Below are 19,607 nucleotides of genomic sequence, written 5' to 3'. Positions count from 1 at the left end.
AGAATCATTTCCATGACGAAGTTCATGAAGCACCGCCCGGTGTCGCCACACTCTAGCCTGTGCCGGCAGGCACGCCTGTGACGTGCATCAAAGTCTCGAACCTCTGTTGCACTGGCCGCGCTTTTACGTGACGCTGAACCATCGGTACCAAAGGCCCCTGACGAGATAGCGAAAGCCCATGACCAGCCTCAGCAAGACCCGCACCAGCTTCTATCGACGCCTCTACCTGGCCCATCTGGTGGCCACCGGCATCGATAGCGTGCCGGCCATCACCGCCGCCACCGGCATGCCGAGACGTACCGCTCAGGACACCCTCGCCGCCCTCGAGGAACTGGACATCCGCTGCCGCTTCGAGCATCAGCCAGGCAAGCCTCACAATATCGGCCACTATCGCATCGAGGACTGGGGGCCGATCGATCCCGACTGGCTGTCGCTTCACGCCGAGCGCCTGGGGCAGTTGCTGGGCTACCCCTCCCTCGCCAACGCGCACCCTTGATCCCTTCACCGCGCCGGCAGCGAGCGCCCATGGGTGGAGATCACGACGGCTCAGTCAACGGGGCGTGCATGCCCGAAGCTCTCTCGAAGCGCATCACTGGCACTGAGCGTCGATACCTCCAGCCCCAGCCTCTCCACCCATTCAAGCGTCGTCTCGACCCAGCCGTCCCGTGAGACCATGAGCCGGTCACCACAGCGGCGGCAACACTCCACCAGCAAGCGATGCTCTCCGCGCCGTTCATCCGTGAGCTCGAGCCAGTCCGCCCCTTGCGTCAACTGCAGCGCTGTCTCCGGCCACCAGGCCAGCCTCAGGCGAGGATCGACGGCCTCGGGTTCACCGGCGACCAGCAGCGCAATGGCGCCGCAGCCACACTCTGCCCTGGCGTAGAGATTGTTGCTCATGGTGTTCTCCCTGTTGATCCACGCCCTGTGATAGCCGACGCGAACGCCCCGGCTGGTGCCAAACGACGCCAGCCCCTATAGTCGAGCTTTCCTCGACACTGCATCGGATCATGGATTCACGACTCGAACAACGGGCCCTGTCGCTCTCGATCATCACCACCCTGGGCGTCGCCCTGCTCGGGGTCAGTTTCGGCCTGCTGGCCGGCTCCCAGTCGATCCTCTTCGATGGCGTCTTTTCCACCATTGACGCCGCCATGTCGGGGCTTGCGCTGGCGGTATCGCGGCTGGTCGTGCGCGAGGCGACCTCACGCTTCCAGCATGGCTTCTGGCACTTCGAGCCGATGGTGGCGGCGCTCAACGGTGGCATTCTGCTGCTCTTGTGCTTCTACGCCTTTCTCAACGCGCTGCGGGAATTGCTGGGCGGCGGCCACGCCCTCGCCTTCGGCGCGGCCACCCTCTACGCCGCCGTGGTGCTGGTGATCTGCAGCACCATGGCGGTGTACCTCAAGAAGATCAATCGCAGGGCCAACTCCGAGTTTCTGCGAATCGATCAGAAGAACTGGCTGATGGCGGCGCTGATCACCGGCGCGCTGCTGGTGGCCTTCGTGATCGCCCTTATGCTGGAAGGTACCGCGCTCGACCACTGGACACCCTACGTCGATTCGGCGCTGCTGGTGGTGCTGACCCTGGTGTTCATGCCGGTGCCCATCAACATCATTCGGCGAGCCGCCAAGGACATCCTGCTGATGGCACCCAGCGCCATCGATCGTGAGGTGCACGCGGCGATGAAGGAGATCATGCAAAGAGAGGGTCTCAGCCACTACTACAGTCATGTGGCCAAGAGTGGCCGGGGCCACTTTATCGAGATTCATATCGTCACCGCGCCGAACTTCGCCGCCGGGCGCGGCATGGTAGAGATGGACGAGATCCGCGAGGAGATATCCTCACGACTGAGCATTCCCCCCGAGCGCCGCTGGTTTACCGTCGCTTTTACCGCCGAGGAACGCTGGGCCTGAAGGCGAGGCCGTCAGCCCGGCGCGGGGTCACCGGCAAGACGCGAATAGACCACATGGGACAGCGCCCGTCCGCCGACCCATTCGCACTCGCGCAGCACGCCTTCCTGCTGAAAGCCGAGTCGCTCGGGGATAGCGCGACTACGGCTATTGCCTTCGGCACAACGAATCTCGAGTCGATGAAGCTCGAGTTCGTCGAAACCCCATTCCACCAGGGTTGCCACGGACTGCGTCATCCGGCCCCCACCCTGGAAGTCGCTGCGCAGCCAATAGCCCAGCGACGCCCAGCGGTGACGCTCGACGATGCGGTTGAAGCCGACGACGCCGATCAGCTCGTCGTCCTTGAGCAAGACAAAGTGTCGAGCGCTGCCCAGACGCCGCTCAGCCATGGCAGCCGTGACGAAGACCTCGCAATCTCCCGGCTCGCGGGTGGCATCGACCCACGGCAGCCAGGGCCTCAACGACTCCCGGCTGGCGTCGATGGCGTGCCACAGAGCGTCACAGTGTTCCTTGCCGATCGACGCAAGCCACAGCCGCTCGGATACCCTCAGCATGCTGCCGGCACCTCCTGCCTGCCAGGTCCGGACCCGCGCAACCTCCAGCGCCGACACACCATCTGATGCTGAGTCAGAACGCCCGTCACTCGGCGGCCTCCCAGCGATCTCGGCCATTGCGCTTGGCCTGATACAGCGCCTGGTCGGCGCGATTCATGGTCTGCTCGTAGGTCTCGTCATGACGGTGCTCCGCCGCGCCGATGCTGACGGTCAGCGTCAGGGAGTCGTCGCTCACCACCTGGGTGGTACGCAGCTTGGCCTGGAGCCGCTCGAACAGGGGTTCAGCCGCCCACAGCGAAGCGCCGGGCAAGGCGATCAGAAACTCTTCGCCCCCCCAGCGGCCGACGATATCGCCACCACGCAGGGTATCGTCGAGGACCTTGGCCACTACCAGCAGCGCCTGATCGCCGACATCATGCCCATGCTCGTCGTTGAAGCGCTTGAAGTGGTCGATGTCCACCATCGCCAGGGTAAAAGGGCGTTGCTGTCGGCTGGAGGCGGCCATCAGTCGACGCAGCTCGGTGTGCAGGCCACGACGATTGGGGATCTTGGTCAATGGATCGAGCATGACCTCGCTTTCCAGCGTCTGCTTGCGCTCGAACAGCAGCTCCTGATAACCATCGGCGATGCGTGACAGCTTGTGCTGGCGACGCTGCTGTCGCTCCAGCCGGCGTTCGGCGGTGGACAGGTCGCTCTTGACGCTGCGCTGAAAGCCATCGGAAATGGAAGCCATGCGGTCCAGCCGCTCAAGCTGCTCGGTATGCCGCCGGTAGAGCGCTTCGAGCGGTGCCTTCAGTGGATTGTCCTGATGCTCGGACGAGGCCAGCAGCGCCTCGATGTCCCGCAGCAGCTGACGATCCCTTTCGGTCATGAACTGGTATCCTCGACGGGGGTGATCGCAAACGGAAAACTGCAGTCTTCCTTGAACTCCTCGGCCAGCTCGGCGATGCGTTCGTTTCTGACATCGTAGCGCCAATCCACGCTGCAGGCCTTGCCTTCCAGGTGAGCCTCCTCCATCAGGTCGAAGATGTCCATCATCGCCTTGACCGAGCTGGTGTTGAGGTAGACCAGTTCCAGGCACACCTCGAGGGGGCTCTCGCCGTCTCGCAGGTAGTGATCTACCCAGTTCAGCACGCCACTGTAGAGCTCGAAGGTGTTTTCGGGATAGGAATCGCCACGCATGGTCAGCGTTCCGGCGTCCCAGTCAGAACGAATGTCAGGGGTCGACTGGGTCCCGTCAATCGCAATGTCGTTGATCATTTTCTCGACTTTCCGTCAGATAGTGGCGGTGATGCAGAAAAAGCTCTGTTGATCGGAGAGCGGCGTCAGGTTCGACTGAAGCGGCTGGCAGGACTTGCGCGCCATGTCGATCAATCCCAGCCCTGCTCCCCGGGAGCCGTCTTCACGCGGCTTTCTGAGTTGCTGCTTGTAGCATCGCTTGAGCTCGACCGCATCCATCTCGCCGAGTTCCTCGACGGTCGCCATCAGACGCTGGCCATCGGCATGCTCGACCACGTTGCCCGCCGACACCAGATAGTGCCCCTGCTCGCCCCGCGCCACCGCAACGGTGGCGGTGGCGCGCTGTTCGTCATAGCCCATGGCGGTGGCGTAATGGCTGATGTTCTGGGTCATTTCGATGTAGGTCGAGAACACGTCCATCGCCGCCGATGGTGCCGCAGATTCGCTGTTGAGATAGTTGCGAATGGCCTTGCCGATCTCTTCGATCAGGCTATGGGAAATCGGGCCATTGAAGCTTAGCAGCACGCGCTGTTTCTCGAATTGGTCGCGCAGCGTCAAGAGGTCCATGGAACTTCCTCATCGTGACCGTGGTGAATATTGGACGTCGCGGACGCGGTGCCGTCCTGCTCGTCCTCGACCGCCGGCTGGAAGCACAGCAGGGTGATATCGTCACGCTGGTGCGCCTCACCCTGGAAACGCGCCAGCGCATCCAGGAAGGCCGCGACCTGTGCCCTGGGATCGAGCCCGGCGTGCTCCAGCAGCATGGCCTCGAAACGCCGCCTGCCGAAGCCGAACCCGTGCTCGCCGCCTGCCTGATCCAGGAAGCCGTCACTGCACAGCGTACAGGACCAGCCAGGTACCAGTGCCAACGTTTGATTGGTGAACTCCCCACGACGCTTGAACGCCAGGGCGCGTCGGCCACCGGCCAGTACCTCCAGGCGCTGGCCATCGGTGGCATAGAGATCCAGCTTGGCGCCGGAGAAGGTCAATTGCTGCTGGTCGGCGCCGACCCACACCAGCCCCGCATCCATGTGCGGCGTCACGCCGTGAGCCTCGCTGTCGGCCTCGAGCGTGCGGCGAATGCGCCGGTCCATCTCCTCGAGGATACCCGCCGGATTCTCGGGCCCCACCTGGTTGACCGAGTTGTCGAAGGCCGCACGGGCGAGCATGGTCATCAGGGCGCCGGGCACGCCGTGTCCCGCGCAGTCGATGACCCCCAGCAGATAGCCGCGGTCATGACCGAAGTCCCGAAACACGAAGATGTCGCCGCCGACCGTATCCTTGGGACTCCACAGCACGCCGTGCCTTAGCCCGGCGCAGCGTTGCATGTCGCGGCTGGGCAGGATCGCCTGCTGCAATACCCGAGCGCAGTCGAGGGAATCATCGATCTGACGCTTGGCCTCGCTCATCTGCCGGTTGGCCAGGGTGAGATCCATGGTGCGCTGACGGATGCGTTCCTCGAGCTCCTCGGTATGGGCCTGAACCTGATCGGCCATGCGCTGGAAATCCCGTGACAGATCGCCGATCTCGTCACCGCGGTCACTGTCGAGCCTGGTGTCATAACGGCCCTGGGCCAGCGCCTGGGCGGATTGACTGAGGCGACGCATCGGGTTGACGATCAGCCGCCGCAGGGCAATCACCACCACCAGCAGCACCACCCCGAGGCTGGCCACCAGGGCGAACATCAGCGGCCACAACCAACGCTTTTCCAGCAAGGTGGCGGCGTAGGGATCGACCGCCGACACCAACCACCAGTCGAGCTCCGGCATGTAGCTGACCGCCACCACTCGCTCCTCACCGGACCACTCGAGGGTGCGGGTCTCTACCTCTCCGCCGCTCTCCCGGGCCGATGCCAGCATCTCGGCGAGGGCCTCGGGATCCCCGACCGCCGCATCGAGCACGCCGCCGCCTTCATCGACCTGGCTCAAGTCGGTCGCCTGGAGCTCTCCGTCCTCTGCCATCGCCAGCACCCGACCCTCGCGACCGAGCAGGAAGGAAGCCACACCCAACGGCTGATCGTCGAAGCTGCTGGCCAGAAGGCGGTTGAAATTGAGGCCGCCACCGACCATGCCAAGGGGCCCGTTCTCGCCGTCGACGCGAACATTGATCCACACCCGGGTGATGTCCAGCGCCGGACTATAGGCGACCTGAACCCGGGTAGGCGCCCCGCTGTCCATCATGCGGAAGTACCAGCTGTCTTCACTGTCACTGCGTGACAGCTGGTTACGGGGGGCACGGCTTGGACTCATCTTGCCGTCGTTGAAGTAGAACTGGCGGCTGTCGTGATGCACCACAAAGTAGTCGTCACCGTCGAACTGCTGGCGAAATCCCTCGGACTCGGCGAAGAAACGGGCCTTGCGTTCCTCGTTGTCGATATCCGAGAGCCACTCGCGGGTGACCGTCAGATCGCCGAAGCGCCTGGCCAGGGCCAGTTCGGTGGACAGAGGCGTCAGCATGCGCTGGGTATGCAGTTGGCTGTACTGCTCGGCGAAGCGTTGTCCGAAGTGGCGCTCGACGTCCTGAAGCGCGTGGCTGCCGATCCACAGCACCGGCACCAGTGCGACCAGAAAGGACAACAACGGGATAAGTAACGACTTGACCCCCAATCCCAGGTGGCGGCTCATGATGCCTCCTTGGCGAGAATCGACAGATGGAGAGAGTCTTGCATCACCTTCACTATAAGAATATGCGTATCGGCGCATCATGCCATGAAACCCGTATGGCGGCTAATGAAGTGTCTCAGTCTTCTGCTCCGACAGACGCATCCCCCGGGCTCGCTTCGCCTCGATAAAAAAAGGGCGGCGAGCCAGGCTCGCCGCCCACCAACGATCAGTCACCCGATCGAGAGAGCTCAGCAAAACATCGTGTCGACAGGCAGTCCCGTCTACACCTCGAAACCAAGGCCGAAACTTTCCGCGTCCATCGCCATCAGGCCCTCGGCCCCTGCCTGCATCTGGGCGGCGTGGGTACGGGTGCGCGGCAACAGCCGTTCGAAGTAGAAGCACGCGGTGTGGATCTTGGCCTGGTAGAAGCTGGCGTCGCTGGGCGAGTCCGCCAGCGCTTCCCGGGCGCACTTGACCGACCGGGCGAACAGATAGGCCAGGGTCACGTAGCCCGAGTACATCAGGTAGTCCACCGAGGCTGCCCCCACTTCTTCACGATCGCTCATGGCCTTCATGCCGATGCCCATGGTCAGCTCGCCCCATTGACTGTTGAGCTTGGCCAGCGGGCCAACAAAGGGCGCCATGGCCTCGTCGTCGGCGTTGGCCTGGCAGAACTTGTGGATCTCCTTTGTGAAGACCTTCAGGCTCTCGCCCTGGTTCATCAGCACCTTGCGTCCCAGCAGGTCCAGCGCCTGGATCCCTGTGGTGCCTTCGTACAGCCGTGTGATGCGTGCATCACGCACCATCTGCTCCATGCCCCATTCCTGGATAAAGCCGTGGCCGCCGAACACCTGTACCCCTTCATTGGTGGCCTCGAAGCCAAGCTCGGTCAGGAACGCCTTGACGACCGGGGTCAACAGGCCCAGCAGGGTCTCGGCCCGCTCGCGCTCCTCGCCGGCCGAACACTGCTCGACCACGTCCACCAACTGGGCGGTATACAGCACCAGCATCCGGCCGCCTTCGGCGATGGCCTTCTGGGTCAGCAGCATGCGCCGCACGTCCGGATGAACGATGATCGGGTCCGCGGCTTTTTCGGGTGCCTTGGGGCCCGACAACGCGCGCATCTGCAGTCGATCCCGGGCGTAAGCCAGGGCGTTCTGGAAGCTCGCCTCGGCGAGCCCCAGGCCCTGGATACCGACCCCGATACGCGCGGCGTTCATCATGGTGAACATGCACGCCAGACCCTTGTTCGGCGCACCGATCAGGTAGCCGGTGGCGCCGTCGAAGTTCATCACGCAGGTAGCGTTACCGTGGATGCCCATCTTGTGTTCGAGAGAGCCGCACACCACGCCGTTGCGCTCCCCCGCTTCGCCCTGGCCGTCAGGCATAAATTTCGGCACCAGAAACAGCGAGATGCCCTTGGATCCCTCGGGTGCATCCGGCAGCTTGGCGAGCACCAGGTGAAGGATGTTGTCGGCCAGATCATGCTCACCGGCGGAGATGAAGATCTTGGTCCCGCTGATGCTATAGCTGCCGTCATCCTGGGGCAGCGCGCGGGTCTTGATCAGCCCGAGGTCGGTACCGCAGTGGGGCTCCGTCAGGCACATGGTGCCGGTCCAGCTCCCCTCCACCAGCTTGGTCAGGTAGACACGCTGCTGCTCTTCGGTGCCGTGGTGACGCAGCGCGTCTGCCGCCCCGTGGGACAGACCCGGATACATGCCCCAGGCCAGGTTCGAGCCACAGATCATCTCCGACAGCAGCATCGACAGTGACGGCGGCAGGCCCTGGCCGCCGTGCTCGGGCTCTGCGGCAAGGCTCGGCCAGCCACCCTCCACATACTGGCGATAGGCCTCGCGAAAACCGCTCGGCGCCTTGACCTCGCCACCTTCGAGACGACAGCCCTCGCGATCACCGCTCTGGTTGAGAGGCAGCAGCACCTCGCGGGCGAAGCGCGCGCCCTCCTCGAGGATCGCCGCCACCACGTCGGGCGAGACATCATCCCCAGCAGGAAGACGAGCATAATGGCTCGGGTAGTCGAACAGTTCGTCCATCACGAAGCGCATGTCGCGCAGCGGGGCCTGATAGTCGGGCATGGGGCACTCCTGGATTCGGTGGCTGCGCCTGCGATGGACCTCGCCAGGACGCACTTTCAAACATGTGTTTGAAAGTAGCGACGACCGCCCTCTAAGTCAAGCGTTCGTTTCAGGGCAGGATTCACTGCATGCGAATACCGCCATCCAGGCGAATGACTTCGCCATTGAGCATGCTGTTGGTGATGATCTGCTCCGCCAGGCGGGAAAATTCGTCGGGCTTGCCCAGCCGCTTGGGGAAAGGCACCGCCTGGGACAGCGCGGCGACGGCATCCTCGGGGATGTCCGCCATCATCGGCGTCTCGAACACGCCTGGCGCGATCGCCATCACCCGGATGCCGTGACGCGACAGTTCCCTGGCGGCCGGCAGGCTCATGCCTACCACCCCCGCCTTGGAGGCGCTGTAGGCGCACTGCCCCACCTGGCCATCGAAGGCGGCGACCGAGGCGGTATTGATGATGACACCACGCTCACCGTCGTCTCCCGGCGGGTTCTGGCTCATGGCCGCCGCCGCCAGGCGCATGACGTTGAAGGTCCCGACCAGGTTGATCTGCACGGTGCGTGCATAGGCGTCGAGGTCGGCCGGGTTGCCGTGGCGATCCACCAGCTTGGCCACACTGACCACACCGGCGCAGTGGATCACTCCGGCAAGGCCGTCACCGTGGGCCTGGGCCGCGTCGATCACCGCCTGGATGTCATCCGCCGAGGTGACATCGCCCTGCACGGCGATGGCAGCGTCGCCCAGACGACTGGCCTGGTCCTGCACGCCCTCGCTCAAGTCGCACAGCACGACTCGACCACCGGCGGCCACCAGGCGTTCGGCACAGGCGGAGCCAAGGCCGGAGCCGGCACCGGTGATGACAAAGGTCGCGTTCTCGATACGCATGCGAATTCTCCTGATCAATCATGCAACAAGCCCCGAGCACTCGCTCGGGGCGTAAGGTAAAAACGTCTATCTGGATGCCTGGCCCGACACCATACCGACGGCTCGTTCAGGCCTTTTCGGCGGCATCGGCTCGCAGCTTGAAGCGCTGAATCTTGCCGCTCGGGGTCTTCGGCAACTCATCGACAAACTCGATCACCCGAGGGAAGGCGTGGGTCGACAGGCGCTCTCGCACCTGCTGACGAATTTCGTCGGCCAGGCCATCGCTGGCCTCGAAGCCGTCACGCAACACCACATAGGACTTGATGATCTCGCCGCGGATCTCGTCCGGCTGCCCCACTGCCGCAGATTCCGCCACCGCGGGGTGGGTCAGTACCGAGTTTTCGACGTCGGTGGGGCCGACCCGATAGCCGGCGGTGGTGATGATGTCGTCGTCGCGCCCGGCGAACTGGAAGCTGCCGTCTTCGTTGCGCACCACCACGTCTCCGGTCAGGTAGTAACCCTCGGCGAAGGGATGCTTCTCCTGCCAGGTATAGCCGGGGAAGAAGTGCGCCGGCGAGCGCTCGATATCCACCGCCAGCACGCCGGGCTCACCGGGGGGCAACTCCTGGTACTCGGCATCGAGGATCACCAGGCGGTAGCCGGGCATGGGTACGCCCATGCCGCCGATGTGCTTCGGGTGCTCGAGCCGATGGTGGTTGTTGCAGGTCATGCCGGTCTCGGTCTGGCCGTAGTGATCCATCACCGGACAGCCCAGCGCCGACTCCACCCAGCTCACCACTTCTGTATTGAGCGGCTCGCCCGCTGAACTTGCCGCGCGCAGCGACAGCGTCTCATGGGCATTGTCGAACAGACCCGAGGCCTTCATCAGTCGATAGGCGGTGGGCGCCGCGGCAAAATTGGTGATGTCATGGCGCTGCATGAAGGCAAGCGCTCCCTCGGCGCTGAACCCCGCCTCGCAAAAGTGAGTGGTGACGCCCAGCAGCAGCGGCCCGGCGATGGCGTAGTAGAGGCCATAGGCCCAGCCTGGATCGGCCATGTTCCAGAAGCGGTCTTCTGGCCGCAGGTCCACGGCCAGCTCCATGTACAGCGCAAAGGCCGGCATGGCCGACAGCGGTACCGCCACCCCCTTGGGCTTGCCGACGGTGCCGGAGGTAAACATCTGCAGAAAGGGGGCGTCCGGCGACAGCCGCGGCGGCGAGTCCTGAAGCGCTTCGCTGGCCAAGGCCTCATCCCAGGACAGGTCCTGCGGGTGCGCCTCGCTGGCCCCACCCAGCGCCAGCACCGGGGGACAGCTTTCCAGGCCGTCGAACTTGTGACGATTGGCCGCGTCGGTGATGACCAGGCGGGTGTCAGCGCGTCCCAGGCGGTAGTCCACCGCATCCGGCCCGAACGCGGTAAACAGCGGCTGGTACACCGCCCCCAGACGCCAGGTCGCCACCACGGCGACCAGCAGTTGCGGCGAACGCGGCAGCATGCAGGCGATACGGTCACCGACACCCAGCCCCCGAGCCGCCATCCAGCCCGCCAGACGCGCGCTTTGCTGGTCGAGCTCACGATAGGTCAACCGGCTCACCTGACCGGCGGTGTCCTCATGCACCAGCGCCAGGACGTCGCCTCTGCCCTGCCCTAGATGTCGACCACAGCAGGCATGATAGGCGTTGAGATATCCATCCTGGTGGTCGTCCAGACGATCGATCACCTGCTGGATGTCGAAGGTCTCGCGATAGCTCTCGGCATCGACGGGCGTGACGTGGCTCATGACGGGCCTCTTGCGTTGTGATTGTTGATGAAGCTCTCCAGGGTGACCCCGGCAGCAATATTCCGTTGACGTAAGCGTCAACCTAGCAAGCGCTAGGGTTGAAGCTAGAGGCTTCAACGTCATGACACAAGCAAGAGTGCGCTAGACCATCGTCTAGGAAAACTTCGAAGTGCCGCACCGACCGAGCACGATGGACGTGCCCGCGCCCTCGGCGAAAGGGTGACCCTCATCGAGGCAACGACAACGCGGGAATGGGAAGAGGAGAACAGCAGAAAAAGAGAAAAGAGAAAAGACGAGCAGAACCGAATACCAGGCACACGGCGCGCCCCAGCTGTCCATCACAGCGGGCCGTCGGTACCTTGTCCTCGGCAGATCAAGGACGGCGGGTGATCATCACGACCAGTTCGTGGGCCAGCTGTTCGGGGTCACGCGGCCCGTCCGGGTCGTACCAGCGCACCGTCCAGTTCAGGGCGCCCAGCACAAAGCGCGAAACCAGGGCGCGATCGCCGGTGACCAGATCCGCTGCGATGGCGTCATCCAGCACCTCGTTCCACAGCGCCTCGTAGGCGTCACGCAGGTGGGTCAGGTGGTCCCGAGCGCCATCGTCGAGGCGCCGCCACTCATACAGCGCTACCACGTGGGCGTTGCGGTCGGTCAACAGCGTATCCAGATGGGCCCGCGCCATGGCATGCAGCCTGGACAAGGGGTCAGGCGCACTATCCTTGAGCGCGGCTCGAGCCAGCGTCAAGGCGTTCTGGGTGCCCTCTTCGATGACCGCAGCAAGAATCTCCTGCTTGTCACGAAAGTGGTGAAAGAGGCTTCCTGACTTGATCCCCATTTCCTGTGCCAGCATGCGCACGGTGGTGCGATCGAAGCCTTCCTGGACAAACAGCTGAGCGGCGAGCCGGGTCAGCTCCTTGCGACGGGGCGAGTCATTCATTACATTCATCGACAGTTACACTAGCGCTTGCTTGGTTTCGTTGAGAAAAGCATAGCCCACCCTCGGGGTCAACGTCGTTTGCCGACCTTGTCGTACGTGATTCGCGTCGCGAGCGAAACCCCGGGGACTGAACCACACTGACATCACAGCGCCGTGTCCACGGCCCACACAAACACAACACCTTGCCGCTCGATCGCAGAATCGACATGCAAGAGTTTCAGGAGTCACGCCATGAGTCAGTCCGATATCGTCTTTCTTGCCGCTGCCCGCACCCCCATGGGCGGCATGCTGGGCTCCCTGTCCAGTCAGACCGCCCCCGAACTGGCCGCCTGCGCCATTCGTGCCGCCATCGAGCGCGCCAGGATTCCGGCAGACGCCATCGAAGAAGGGATCTTCGGCTGCGTGCTGCCGGCCGGGGTCAAGCAAGGGCCGGCCCGTCAGGCCATGCGCCAGGCCGGCATTCCCGACCACCGCGGCGCCACCACCATCAACAAGCTCTGTGGCTCGGGCATGAAGGCCACCATGCTGGCCCACGACCTGATCAGGGCCGGCACCGCCGAGGTCATGCTGGCCGGCGGCATGGAGTCCATGTCCAACGCCCCCCATGTGTTGACCAAGGCCCGTGGCGGCTACCGCCTGGGCCATGGCGAACTCAAGGACCATATGTTCCTCGATGGCCTGGAGGACGCCGAGACCGGCAAGCTGATGGGTGGCTTCGCCCAGGAGGTCGCCAGTGAGCGCGGCTACGAACGCGAGCGCATGGACGACTTCGCCATCGCTTCGCTGGAGCGGGCGATGCAGGCCACCGAGGCCGGCCACCTGGCCGCAGAGATGGCCCCCGTCACGGTCTCCAGCCGTCAGGGCGACACCCTGGTCGAGCATGACGAGCAACCCTTCCAGGCTCGTCTGGACAAGATTCGCACCCTGAGGCCGGCCTTTGCCAAGGACGGGACCATCACGGCGGCCAATGCCAGCTCCATCTCCGATGGCGCCTCTGCCCTGATCCTGTCCACCCAGGCAGCGGCGGATCGCCTCGGCGCCACCCCGCTGGCCCGCATGCTCGGCCACAGCACCCACTCGCGCCACCCCAGCGAGTTCACCATTGCCCCGGTGGGCGCCATCGAGTCACTGATGAAGAAGCTCGACTGGTCGGTGGATGATGTGGATCTGTTCGAGATCAACGAGGCCTTCGCCGTGGTCACCCTGATGGCCATGGACGATCTGGGACTGCCCCACGACAAGGTCAACGTCTTCGGCGGCGCCTGCGCCCAGGGTCACCCGGTCGGCTCCACTGGCTCACGGATCATCGCCACCCTGATCCACGCCCTGCGCACCAAGGGCGGAAAACGAGGGATCGCCAGTCTGTGCATCGGCGGCGGTGAAGCCACCGCCGTGGCGGTGGAACTGATCGACTGAGGCCGGCCATTGATCGACTGAGGCCGAGAGCTGATCGACTGACGTCGAGACCTGGTTAGCCAACGTCGTAGTCTGAAAGGCAGGCGCGATGCTTGCCTTCCACGCCGATAAGCGGTCAGCATGGCCGGGGGCGCTCACAGGCGCTCCCGGCCATTTTTTTTGACCTCAGGTCTGGATCCACAACAGGACTCACGCATGGAGCGCTCTCGTCTGGCCCTGCCGCTGATCGTGCTGGCTCAGTGGTGCGGTACATCGCTGTGGTTCAGCATCAACGGCGTTGCCGCCTCGCTGGGAAGCGACCTCGGCATTCGCGAGGCCGAAATCGGTCACCTGACGCTGGCAGTGCAACTCGGCTTTATCGTCGGCACCCTGACGATCGCCGCCAGCGGACTCGCCGATCGCTACCGTGCCAGTCGCATCTTTCTAAGCGCAAGCCTGGCAGGCGCTCTGGTCAATCTCGCCTTTATCACGGTTGCCGAGCACCACGCCCTCGCCCTGCTGCTGCGCTTCGCCACCGGGCTCTGCCTGGCCGGCATTTACCCGTTGGGCATGAAGCTGGTGATCGGCTGGACCCCGCGTCACACCGGGGCCGCCCTGGCCTGGCTGGTGGGCATGCTGACACTCGGCACGGCCATGCCCCATCTGCTGCGCGGCGCCACCCTGGATCTCCCCTGGGCCTGGACCCTGATCCTGTCCTCGGCCCTGGCGGTGGCCGGCGGTATCGCCGTGGCGCTATTGGGCGACGGCCCGCACCTGCCAGCAAACGCGTCTCGCGCCAGGCTGAAGGATGGCCTTGCCGCCTTTCGTGATCGCCACTTTCTCAGCGTCGCCGGCGGCTACTTCGGCCACTGCTGGGAACTCTACGCCTTCTGGCTGCTGGTGCCCTTCCTGGTCGGCCGTGAGGTCACGCGCCTTCAGGCGCCAGCCGACTGGGCGCCCTGGCTAAGCTTTTCGGTCATCGCCGTGGGGGCGCTGGGCTGCATCCTGGCCGGCGCCCTCAGTCGACGCCACGGCAGCGCCAGCGCCGCCAACCTGGCGCTCGCCACCTCCGGCGCCCTGTGCCTGATCTACCCCTGGCTTGGTCAGGCCAGCCCCCTGCTGCTGCTGGGCCTGCTGTACCTCTGGGGCTTCAGCGTCATCGCCGACTCGGCCCAGTTCTCGTCACTGGCCTCGGCCACCGCCCCCAGGGCACACATCGGCGCGACCCTGGCAGTGATGAACGCCATCGGCTTCACCCTTACCCTGCCCGGCATCTGGCTCGGTGCCAGCCTGTGGCAGGAACACGAACTGAGCGTGTTGTGGCTACTGTTGCCCGGACCGGTGCTGGGACTGTGGTCGATGCGTGGTGTCGCCGCCTACGTCCGCCGCCAGCCCGCCAGTTCCTGATGCCAGCCCCCTGACACCAGGCCCCTGCACCAGACCCTGACATCAGATGCAGACACCAACCCTGACACCAGAGCGGACCACCACCGTTCCTGGGCCCGGTTCACAGGTAGTAAAAAGGGAGGCCCGAAGGCCTCCCTTTGCTACCGCAGTGAACGCTACCACGCTGACCGGCGCTTCTCGGCCTAGCCGTAACGACCGGTGATGTAGTCCTCGGCCTTCTTGGTATGCGGGGTCGAGAACATGGTCTTGGTGTCGTTGTACTCGATGACCTCGCCTAGGTGGAAGAACGCCGTGTAGTCGGCGACACGAGCCGCCTGCTGCATATTGTGCGTCACCGTGATGATGGTGTACTGCTGCTTGAGCTTGTCCATCAGGTCTTCGATGGTGGCGGTGGAGATCGGGTCCAGCGCCGAGGTCGGCTCATCCATCAGGATCACGTCCGGCTGGACCGCGATGGCACGGGCGATGCACAGACGCTGCTGCTGGCCACCGGACAACGAGGTGCCGGGCTGGTGCAGCTTGTCCTTGACCTCTTCCCACAGGCCGGCGTCACGCAGGGCGCGCTCGACCAACTCGTCCTGGTCGGCCTTGCGGCTGACCAGGTCATGCATCTTCGGGGCATAGACGATGTTGTCGTAGATCGACTTGGGGAAGGGGTTCGGCTTCTGGAACACCATGCCGACCCGACGCCGCAGCGCGACCTCGTCCATCTTGGGCTCGTAGACGTCGCGGCCATCCATCTCGATCAGGCCCTTGACGCGTACGCTCGGGATCAGATCGTTCATGCGATTCAGGCAACGCAGGAAGGTCGACTTGCCGCAACCGGACGGGCCGATCAGGGCGGTCACGTTCTTCTGGTACAGATCCATGTCGATCGACTTCAGCGCGTGGAAGTCTCCGTACCAAAGATTCAGGTCGTTCACTCGAATGCTCAACTCGTGGTTGGCATCCTCGTTGCGAGTGACCGGCTGGCCGGGCTGGTCCTGCTTCATCACGCTATCTCCGCGCTGGGCAACTTTCATGTTCATGGCAACGTATCCTGTTTGGGGGCCGGTTTACCAGCGCCGCTCGAATTTCTTGCGCAGCACCACCGCGGTGGCGTTGAGCGTGATAAGGATCGACAGCAGCACCAGAATGCCGCCCGACGTCTTCTCGATGAAGGCCCGGTCAGGCTCGCCCGCCCAGGTGAATATCTGTGCCGGCAGCACGGTGGCCGCCTCGGTAAAGGAGTTGGTCACATCGGGGATGAAGGCCACCATGCCGACGATGATCAACGGAGCGGTCTCGCCCATGGCCTGAGCCAGGCCGATGATCGAACCGGTCATGATGCCCGGCAGCGCCACCGGCAAAACATGGTCGCGCACCATCTGCCAGCGTGAGCAGCCGACGCCGAAGGCGGCATGACGGATGGAGTCGGGCACGCTGCGAAGCGCGGTCCGGGTGGCGATGATGATCACCGGCAGGGTCATCAGCGCCAGGGTCAGGCCACCGACCACCGGGGAGGAGCGCGGCACGCCGAAGAAGTTGATGAAGATCGCCAGGCCCAGCAGACCGAACAGGATCGAGGGAATCGCCGCCAGGTTGTTGATGTTGATCTCGATCAACTGGGTAAAGCGGTTGTCCGGCGCGAACTCCTCCAGGTAGACCGCCGTCATCACGCCGATGGGAAAGGCTACCGCCAGGGTCACCAGCAGGGTCAGCACGGTGCCCATGGCCGCCGAAGCGATACCGGCGAGCTCGGGCATCTTGGAGTCACCGCTGGAGAAGAAGGTCGAGTTGAAACGCAGCTCGGCCCGCCCATCCTCTTTCAGCCGATCGACCACCGCCATTTCCTTGTTGCTGAGCTTGGCGTGGTGGCCCTTGAGGTACTGGTCCACCTGGCCGTCGGCCAGCACCCACTCCATGCGGGAGGTACCGAGCAGGTCCGGGTTGTCTTCCATGCGACCCGGAATCAGGCGCAGATAGCCGCGACTGACCAGCGGGCGGACGTCTTCCTGAACCGCCGCCAGGGGAATCTGGCTGGCCTGCTCGGAGTAGTCCACCTCGACCTGGATCTGGGCCTGCTGGAAGGCCGGCAGCCCCTTGACCAGCATGTCGGCAAAGAACAGCACCAGGAACAGGCCGGCAAGACCGAGCGCTCCCATGGACGCCCACTTCAGTCGGGCCGACCTGCGGTGGCGAGCGCGGAGCTGGGCGCTGATGTCATCGAAGGATTGTCTCATTGGCTTTGGCTCCACGGCTTACAGGTTGTTGACGCGATACTTTTCGCGGAAGCGACGGATCATGATCACCGACACCAGATTCAGGCTCAGGGTCACCACGAACAGCATCAGTCCAAGTGCGAACGCCGACAGCGTCTCGGCACTGGCGAATTCCTGGTCACCGGTCAGCGCGGCGACGATGCGCACGGTCACGGTGGTCATGTCTTCCAGCGGATTGAAGGTCAGGTTGGGGCGCATGCCTGCCGCCATCACCACGATCATGGTCTCGCCCAGCGCCCGGGACACCGCCAGCAGCGAGGCCGAGATGATGCCCGGCAGGGCTGCCGGCACCACGATGTCGCGAATCATCTCGCCCTTGGTCAGGCCCAGCGCCAGCGAGCCTTCGCGCATGCTGTTGGGCACCGAGTTGATGACGTCATCGGACAGCGAGGAGATGAACGGAATGATCATGATGCCCATGACGATGCCCGGGGCCAGGGCGTTGTTGAACGAGGCCTCGAGACCGAAGAACCCGGCCACGGCAACGATGATCGGCGCCACCGTGATGGCGGCGAAGAAGCCGTAGACCACGGTCGGAATGCCGGCCAGCACCTCGAGCACCGGCTTGGCGATGGTACGCACCTTGGGCGGCGCGAACTCGGCCATGTAGATGGCCGCCAGCAGACCGATCGGAATCGCCACCAGCATGGCGATGAAGGTGATCATGAAGGTACCGGCGAACAGCGGCACCGAACCGAACTTGGCGGCACTGGCCCCTTCCTCGGCGCGACCGGCGGCCTCGAGGAAGCTGGCACCCGGGTTCCAGGTGGTGCCGGTGATAAAGTCCCAGAAGCTCTGCATCTGGAAGAAACGGATCGCCTCGAAGACGATGGACAGCAGGATCCCCAGGGTGGTGAAGATGGAGATCAGAGCCGCGCCGGCGAGAAAGAAGCGGATGACCCGCTCGATCGCCTGACGCGCGTGGAAGTCGGGACGCACCATCGCCACGCCCAGCACCAGGCCGATGCAGGCGATGACCAGGCAACTGGCCAGCAGCAGCAGCGGCGGAATCTCGGCACCCACGAGCAGCATGATGAAGCTACCCACGGCACCGACCACCAGCGCCGGACCCGCCGTGGACATGACGGTGAACCAGCCGTACTGATCGGGCTGGGCGTACATGGAGGTGCCGGAGGCTCGGACTCTGGCGGCCTTGCCGCGGGCCAGGAAGAAGGCGATCAGACCGAGCAGAAGCAGCGAGCCGCTGAACATCGCCAGGAGTTGATTGGTCTGCATGGGTGTCTCTCGGGGTTCTGTGCTCAAGCAAGCATGGGCTTGCCGGAACGTGTACCGGCCGACACCCGTTGCAGGATGCCGGCCGGCGTGATCAGGACCGTGTCCCTTACTTCAGGTCGGCCAGCTCGAGGGTCTCGTGGTTCTCGACGGCACTGCGAGCCTCGGCGCGCTCGTCTTCCGGCGCCGGGATCAGGCCGATGCCCTTGAGGTAGCCGAGGTCACCGACCATCTGCTCGCTCATGAACATGTTGGCGTACTCGTACATGGCCGGTACGTCTTCGGCGTGCTGGTTCTTCACGTAGAAGAACATGGAGCGAGACACCGGGTACTCACCGCTGCCGATGGCGTCCGGAGTCGGCTCGACGCCGTCGATGCTGGAGCCGATCAGGGTGTCGGAATTCTCTTCCAGGAAGGAGTAGCCGAAGATGCCGAAGGCATCGGTGTTCTCGGCCAGACGCTGAACGATCAGGTTGTCGTTCTCGCCGGCGTCGATGAAGGCACCGTCGGCGCGCACGTCGGTGTAACCTTCACCGCCGTAGGCCTCCATGTCCTCGGAAACGGCTTCCATCACGAGCTCAGCGAAGGCATCACGGGTACCGGAGGTGGTGGGCGGTCCATAGACGGCGATCTCGCGATCCGGCAGCGAGGAATCGATGTCGCTCCACTTGGTGTAGGGGTTGTCGACCAGCTCACCATCGACCGGCACCTTGGCGGCCAGCGCCAGGAATATCTGCTCGCGGGTGACGTCCATCGCCTCGTTGTCGCCGGACTGGGCGAAGGCGATGCCGTCATAGCCGATGAAGGCTTCGGTGATGTCGGTCACGCCGTTGGCTTCACAGGTCTCGAACTCGGAAGTCTTCATGCGACGCGAGGCGTTGGTGATGTCCGGGGTATCGTCACCCAGACCGGAGCAGAACAGCTTCATGCCGCCACCGGAACCGGTGGACTCGATGACCGGCGTCGGGAAGTCGGTGGTGGCACCGAACTCTTCGGCCACGTAGCTCGAGAACGGGTAGACGGTGCTGGAACCAACGATACGGACTTGATCGCGGGCTTGAGCGACACCCACCACGCCCATGACGGCGGCGGCGATAGCGGTGGTCTTGAGGATGCGGTTCATGGAGAAAGCTCCTGATGATGAGATGGTCAACCTTCGCGAAACACACAATGCCGCAGAAAAATGACAGCTTCATGACAGTGCACTCCGGTTGACGCCTTCCCGATACCTCTTACGTTTCCCCCCTGCCCCTCCTCCTGCCCGGCCATGTCATGACAGCGTCACGGCCCTGTCACCGCGACCCCGGTCATCGCCACGCTTTTACAGCCG

At 64.1% G+C, this 19,607-nt stretch carries 18 protein-coding genes; 4 read left to right on the top strand and 14 right to left on the bottom strand.

Annotation, left to right across the window (positions count from 1 at the left end; translation table 11 throughout):
• Positions 1 to 178 precede the first annotated feature (178 nt).
• The gene (locus KUW00_RS13585) at positions 179 to 496 is read left to right on the top strand and encodes a helix-turn-helix domain-containing protein (protein WP_213228702.1); all 318 of its coding nucleotides are present in this window, start codon (positions 179 to 181) and stop codon (positions 494 to 496) included.
• 50 nt (positions 497 to 546) lie between these two features.
• Here the strand turns inward: KUW00_RS13585 and KUW00_RS13580 are convergent, their stop codons facing one another.
• On the bottom strand, positions 547 to 897 hold the full coding sequence (locus tag KUW00_RS13580) for a hypothetical protein (protein WP_222569315.1): 351 nt from the start codon (positions 895 to 897) through the stop codon (positions 547 to 549).
• 110 nt (positions 898 to 1,007) lie between these two features.
• Here KUW00_RS13580 and KUW00_RS13575 point away from each other — a divergent pair, with 110 nt between their 5' ends.
• The gene (locus KUW00_RS13575; RefSeq protein ID WP_045993243.1) at positions 1,008 to 1,913 is read left to right on the top strand and encodes a cation diffusion facilitator family transporter; all 906 of its coding nucleotides are present in this window, start codon (positions 1,008 to 1,010) and stop codon (positions 1,911 to 1,913) included.
• Between the two features lie 11 nt (positions 1,914 to 1,924).
• Here KUW00_RS13575 and KUW00_RS13570 read toward each other — a convergent pair whose 3' ends face one another.
• The 9 genes from KUW00_RS13570 to KUW00_RS13530 form a co-directional block, all read right to left on the bottom strand.
• Positions 1,925 to 2,464, bottom strand: coding sequence for a GNAT family N-acetyltransferase (locus KUW00_RS13570; protein WP_222569314.1), 540 nt, complete (start codon positions 2,462 to 2,464; stop codon positions 1,925 to 1,927).
• An 85-nt stretch (positions 2,465 to 2,549) separates the two neighbouring features.
• Entirely contained in the window at positions 2,550 to 3,335 is a 786-nt protein-coding gene (locus KUW00_RS13565) for a diguanylate cyclase (RefSeq protein ID WP_222569313.1), read from the bottom strand.
• Positions 3,332 to 3,724 carry a biofilm regulation phosphoprotein SiaC gene (siaC, locus tag KUW00_RS13560; RefSeq protein ID WP_249742852.1) on the bottom strand — a complete coding sequence of 131 codons (393 nt, stop codon included), beginning with the start codon at positions 3,722 to 3,724 and terminating at the stop codon, positions 3,332 to 3,334. Before siaC ends, KUW00_RS13565 begins: the two co-directional genes overlap by 4 nt.
• A 15-nt stretch (positions 3,725 to 3,739) precedes the next feature.
• Positions 3,740 to 4,270: a biofilm regulation protein kinase SiaB gene (siaB, locus tag KUW00_RS13555; RefSeq protein ID WP_108132639.1), complete on the bottom strand. Its 531-nt coding sequence runs from the start codon at positions 4,268 to 4,270 to the stop codon at positions 3,740 to 3,742.
• Complete coding sequence (siaA, locus tag KUW00_RS13550) at positions 4,258 to 6,327, bottom strand: biofilm regulation protein phosphatase SiaA (RefSeq protein WP_222569312.1); 2,070 nt, start codon at positions 6,325 to 6,327, stop codon at positions 4,258 to 4,260. The genes siaB and siaA overlap by 13 nt, the downstream gene beginning before the upstream one ends.
• A gap of 260 nt (positions 6,328 to 6,587) precedes the next feature.
• Positions 6,588 to 8,399 carry an acyl-CoA dehydrogenase C-terminal domain-containing protein gene (locus KUW00_RS13545; RefSeq protein ID WP_222569311.1) on the bottom strand — a complete coding sequence of 604 codons (1,812 nt, stop codon included), beginning with the start codon at positions 8,397 to 8,399 and terminating at the stop codon, positions 6,588 to 6,590.
• 121 nt (positions 8,400 to 8,520) lie between these two features.
• On the bottom strand, positions 8,521 to 9,282 hold the full coding sequence (locus KUW00_RS13540) for an SDR family NAD(P)-dependent oxidoreductase (protein ID WP_222569310.1): 762 nt from the start codon (positions 9,280 to 9,282) through the stop codon (positions 8,521 to 8,523).
• Positions 9,283 to 9,388: 106 nt separating this feature from the next.
• Positions 9,389 to 11,041 carry an AMP-binding protein gene (locus tag KUW00_RS13535; RefSeq protein ID WP_222569309.1) on the bottom strand — a complete coding sequence of 551 codons (1,653 nt, stop codon included), beginning with the start codon at positions 11,039 to 11,041 and terminating at the stop codon, positions 9,389 to 9,391.
• Positions 11,042 to 11,414: 373 nt separating this feature from the next.
• Positions 11,415 to 11,981 (bottom strand): TetR/AcrR family transcriptional regulator, encoded by a 567-nt coding sequence (locus tag KUW00_RS13530; RefSeq protein WP_045993235.1) that lies wholly within the window; start codon positions 11,979 to 11,981, stop codon positions 11,415 to 11,417.
• Positions 11,982 to 12,212: 231 nt separating this feature from the next.
• Here KUW00_RS13530 and KUW00_RS13525 point away from each other — a divergent pair, with 231 nt between their 5' ends.
• Together KUW00_RS13525 and KUW00_RS13520 are read left to right on the top strand one after the other, a co-directional pair.
• Entirely contained in the window at positions 12,213 to 13,397 is a 1,185-nt protein-coding gene (locus tag KUW00_RS13525) for an acetyl-CoA C-acyltransferase (protein WP_045993234.1), read from the top strand.
• Positions 13,398 to 13,592: 195 nt separating this feature from the next.
• Positions 13,593 to 14,783, top strand: coding sequence for an MFS transporter (locus KUW00_RS13520; protein WP_108132633.1), 1,191 nt, complete (start codon positions 13,593 to 13,595; stop codon positions 14,781 to 14,783).
• Positions 14,784 to 14,965: 182 nt separating this feature from the next.
• On the opposite strand, the gene pstB is transcribed toward KUW00_RS13520, so the two are convergent.
• From pstB to KUW00_RS13500, 4 genes are all read right to left on the bottom strand, one after another.
• A complete protein-coding gene (gene pstB, locus KUW00_RS13515) occupies positions 14,966 to 15,775 on the bottom strand; it encodes a phosphate ABC transporter ATP-binding protein PstB (protein ID WP_045993272.1) in 810 nt (269 codons plus the stop codon).
• A gap of 63 nt (positions 15,776 to 15,838) precedes the next feature.
• Positions 15,839 to 17,005 carry a phosphate ABC transporter permease PstA gene (gene pstA, locus KUW00_RS13510; protein ID WP_108132632.1) on the bottom strand — a complete coding sequence of 389 codons (1,167 nt, stop codon included), beginning with the start codon at positions 17,003 to 17,005 and terminating at the stop codon, positions 15,839 to 15,841.
• An 18-nt stretch (positions 17,006 to 17,023) separates the two neighbouring features.
• Positions 17,024 to 18,280: a phosphate ABC transporter permease subunit PstC gene (pstC, locus tag KUW00_RS13505; RefSeq protein WP_108132631.1), complete on the bottom strand. Its 1,257-nt coding sequence runs from the start codon at positions 18,278 to 18,280 to the stop codon at positions 17,024 to 17,026.
• Between the two features lie 106 nt (positions 18,281 to 18,386).
• Positions 18,387 to 19,400 carry a substrate-binding domain-containing protein gene (locus KUW00_RS13500; RefSeq protein ID WP_108132630.1) on the bottom strand — a complete coding sequence of 338 codons (1,014 nt, stop codon included), beginning with the start codon at positions 19,398 to 19,400 and terminating at the stop codon, positions 18,387 to 18,389.
• Positions 19,401 to 19,607 lie beyond the last annotated feature (207 nt).

This window comes from Halomonas sp. DP5N14-9 (assembly GCF_019802175.1).
GTDB lineage: Bacteria > Pseudomonadota > Gammaproteobacteria > Pseudomonadales > Halomonadaceae > Halomonas > Halomonas litopenaei.
The sequence above is the reverse complement of the archived record's forward strand: the minus strand, read 5'-3'. Positions and strand labels throughout refer to the sequence as shown.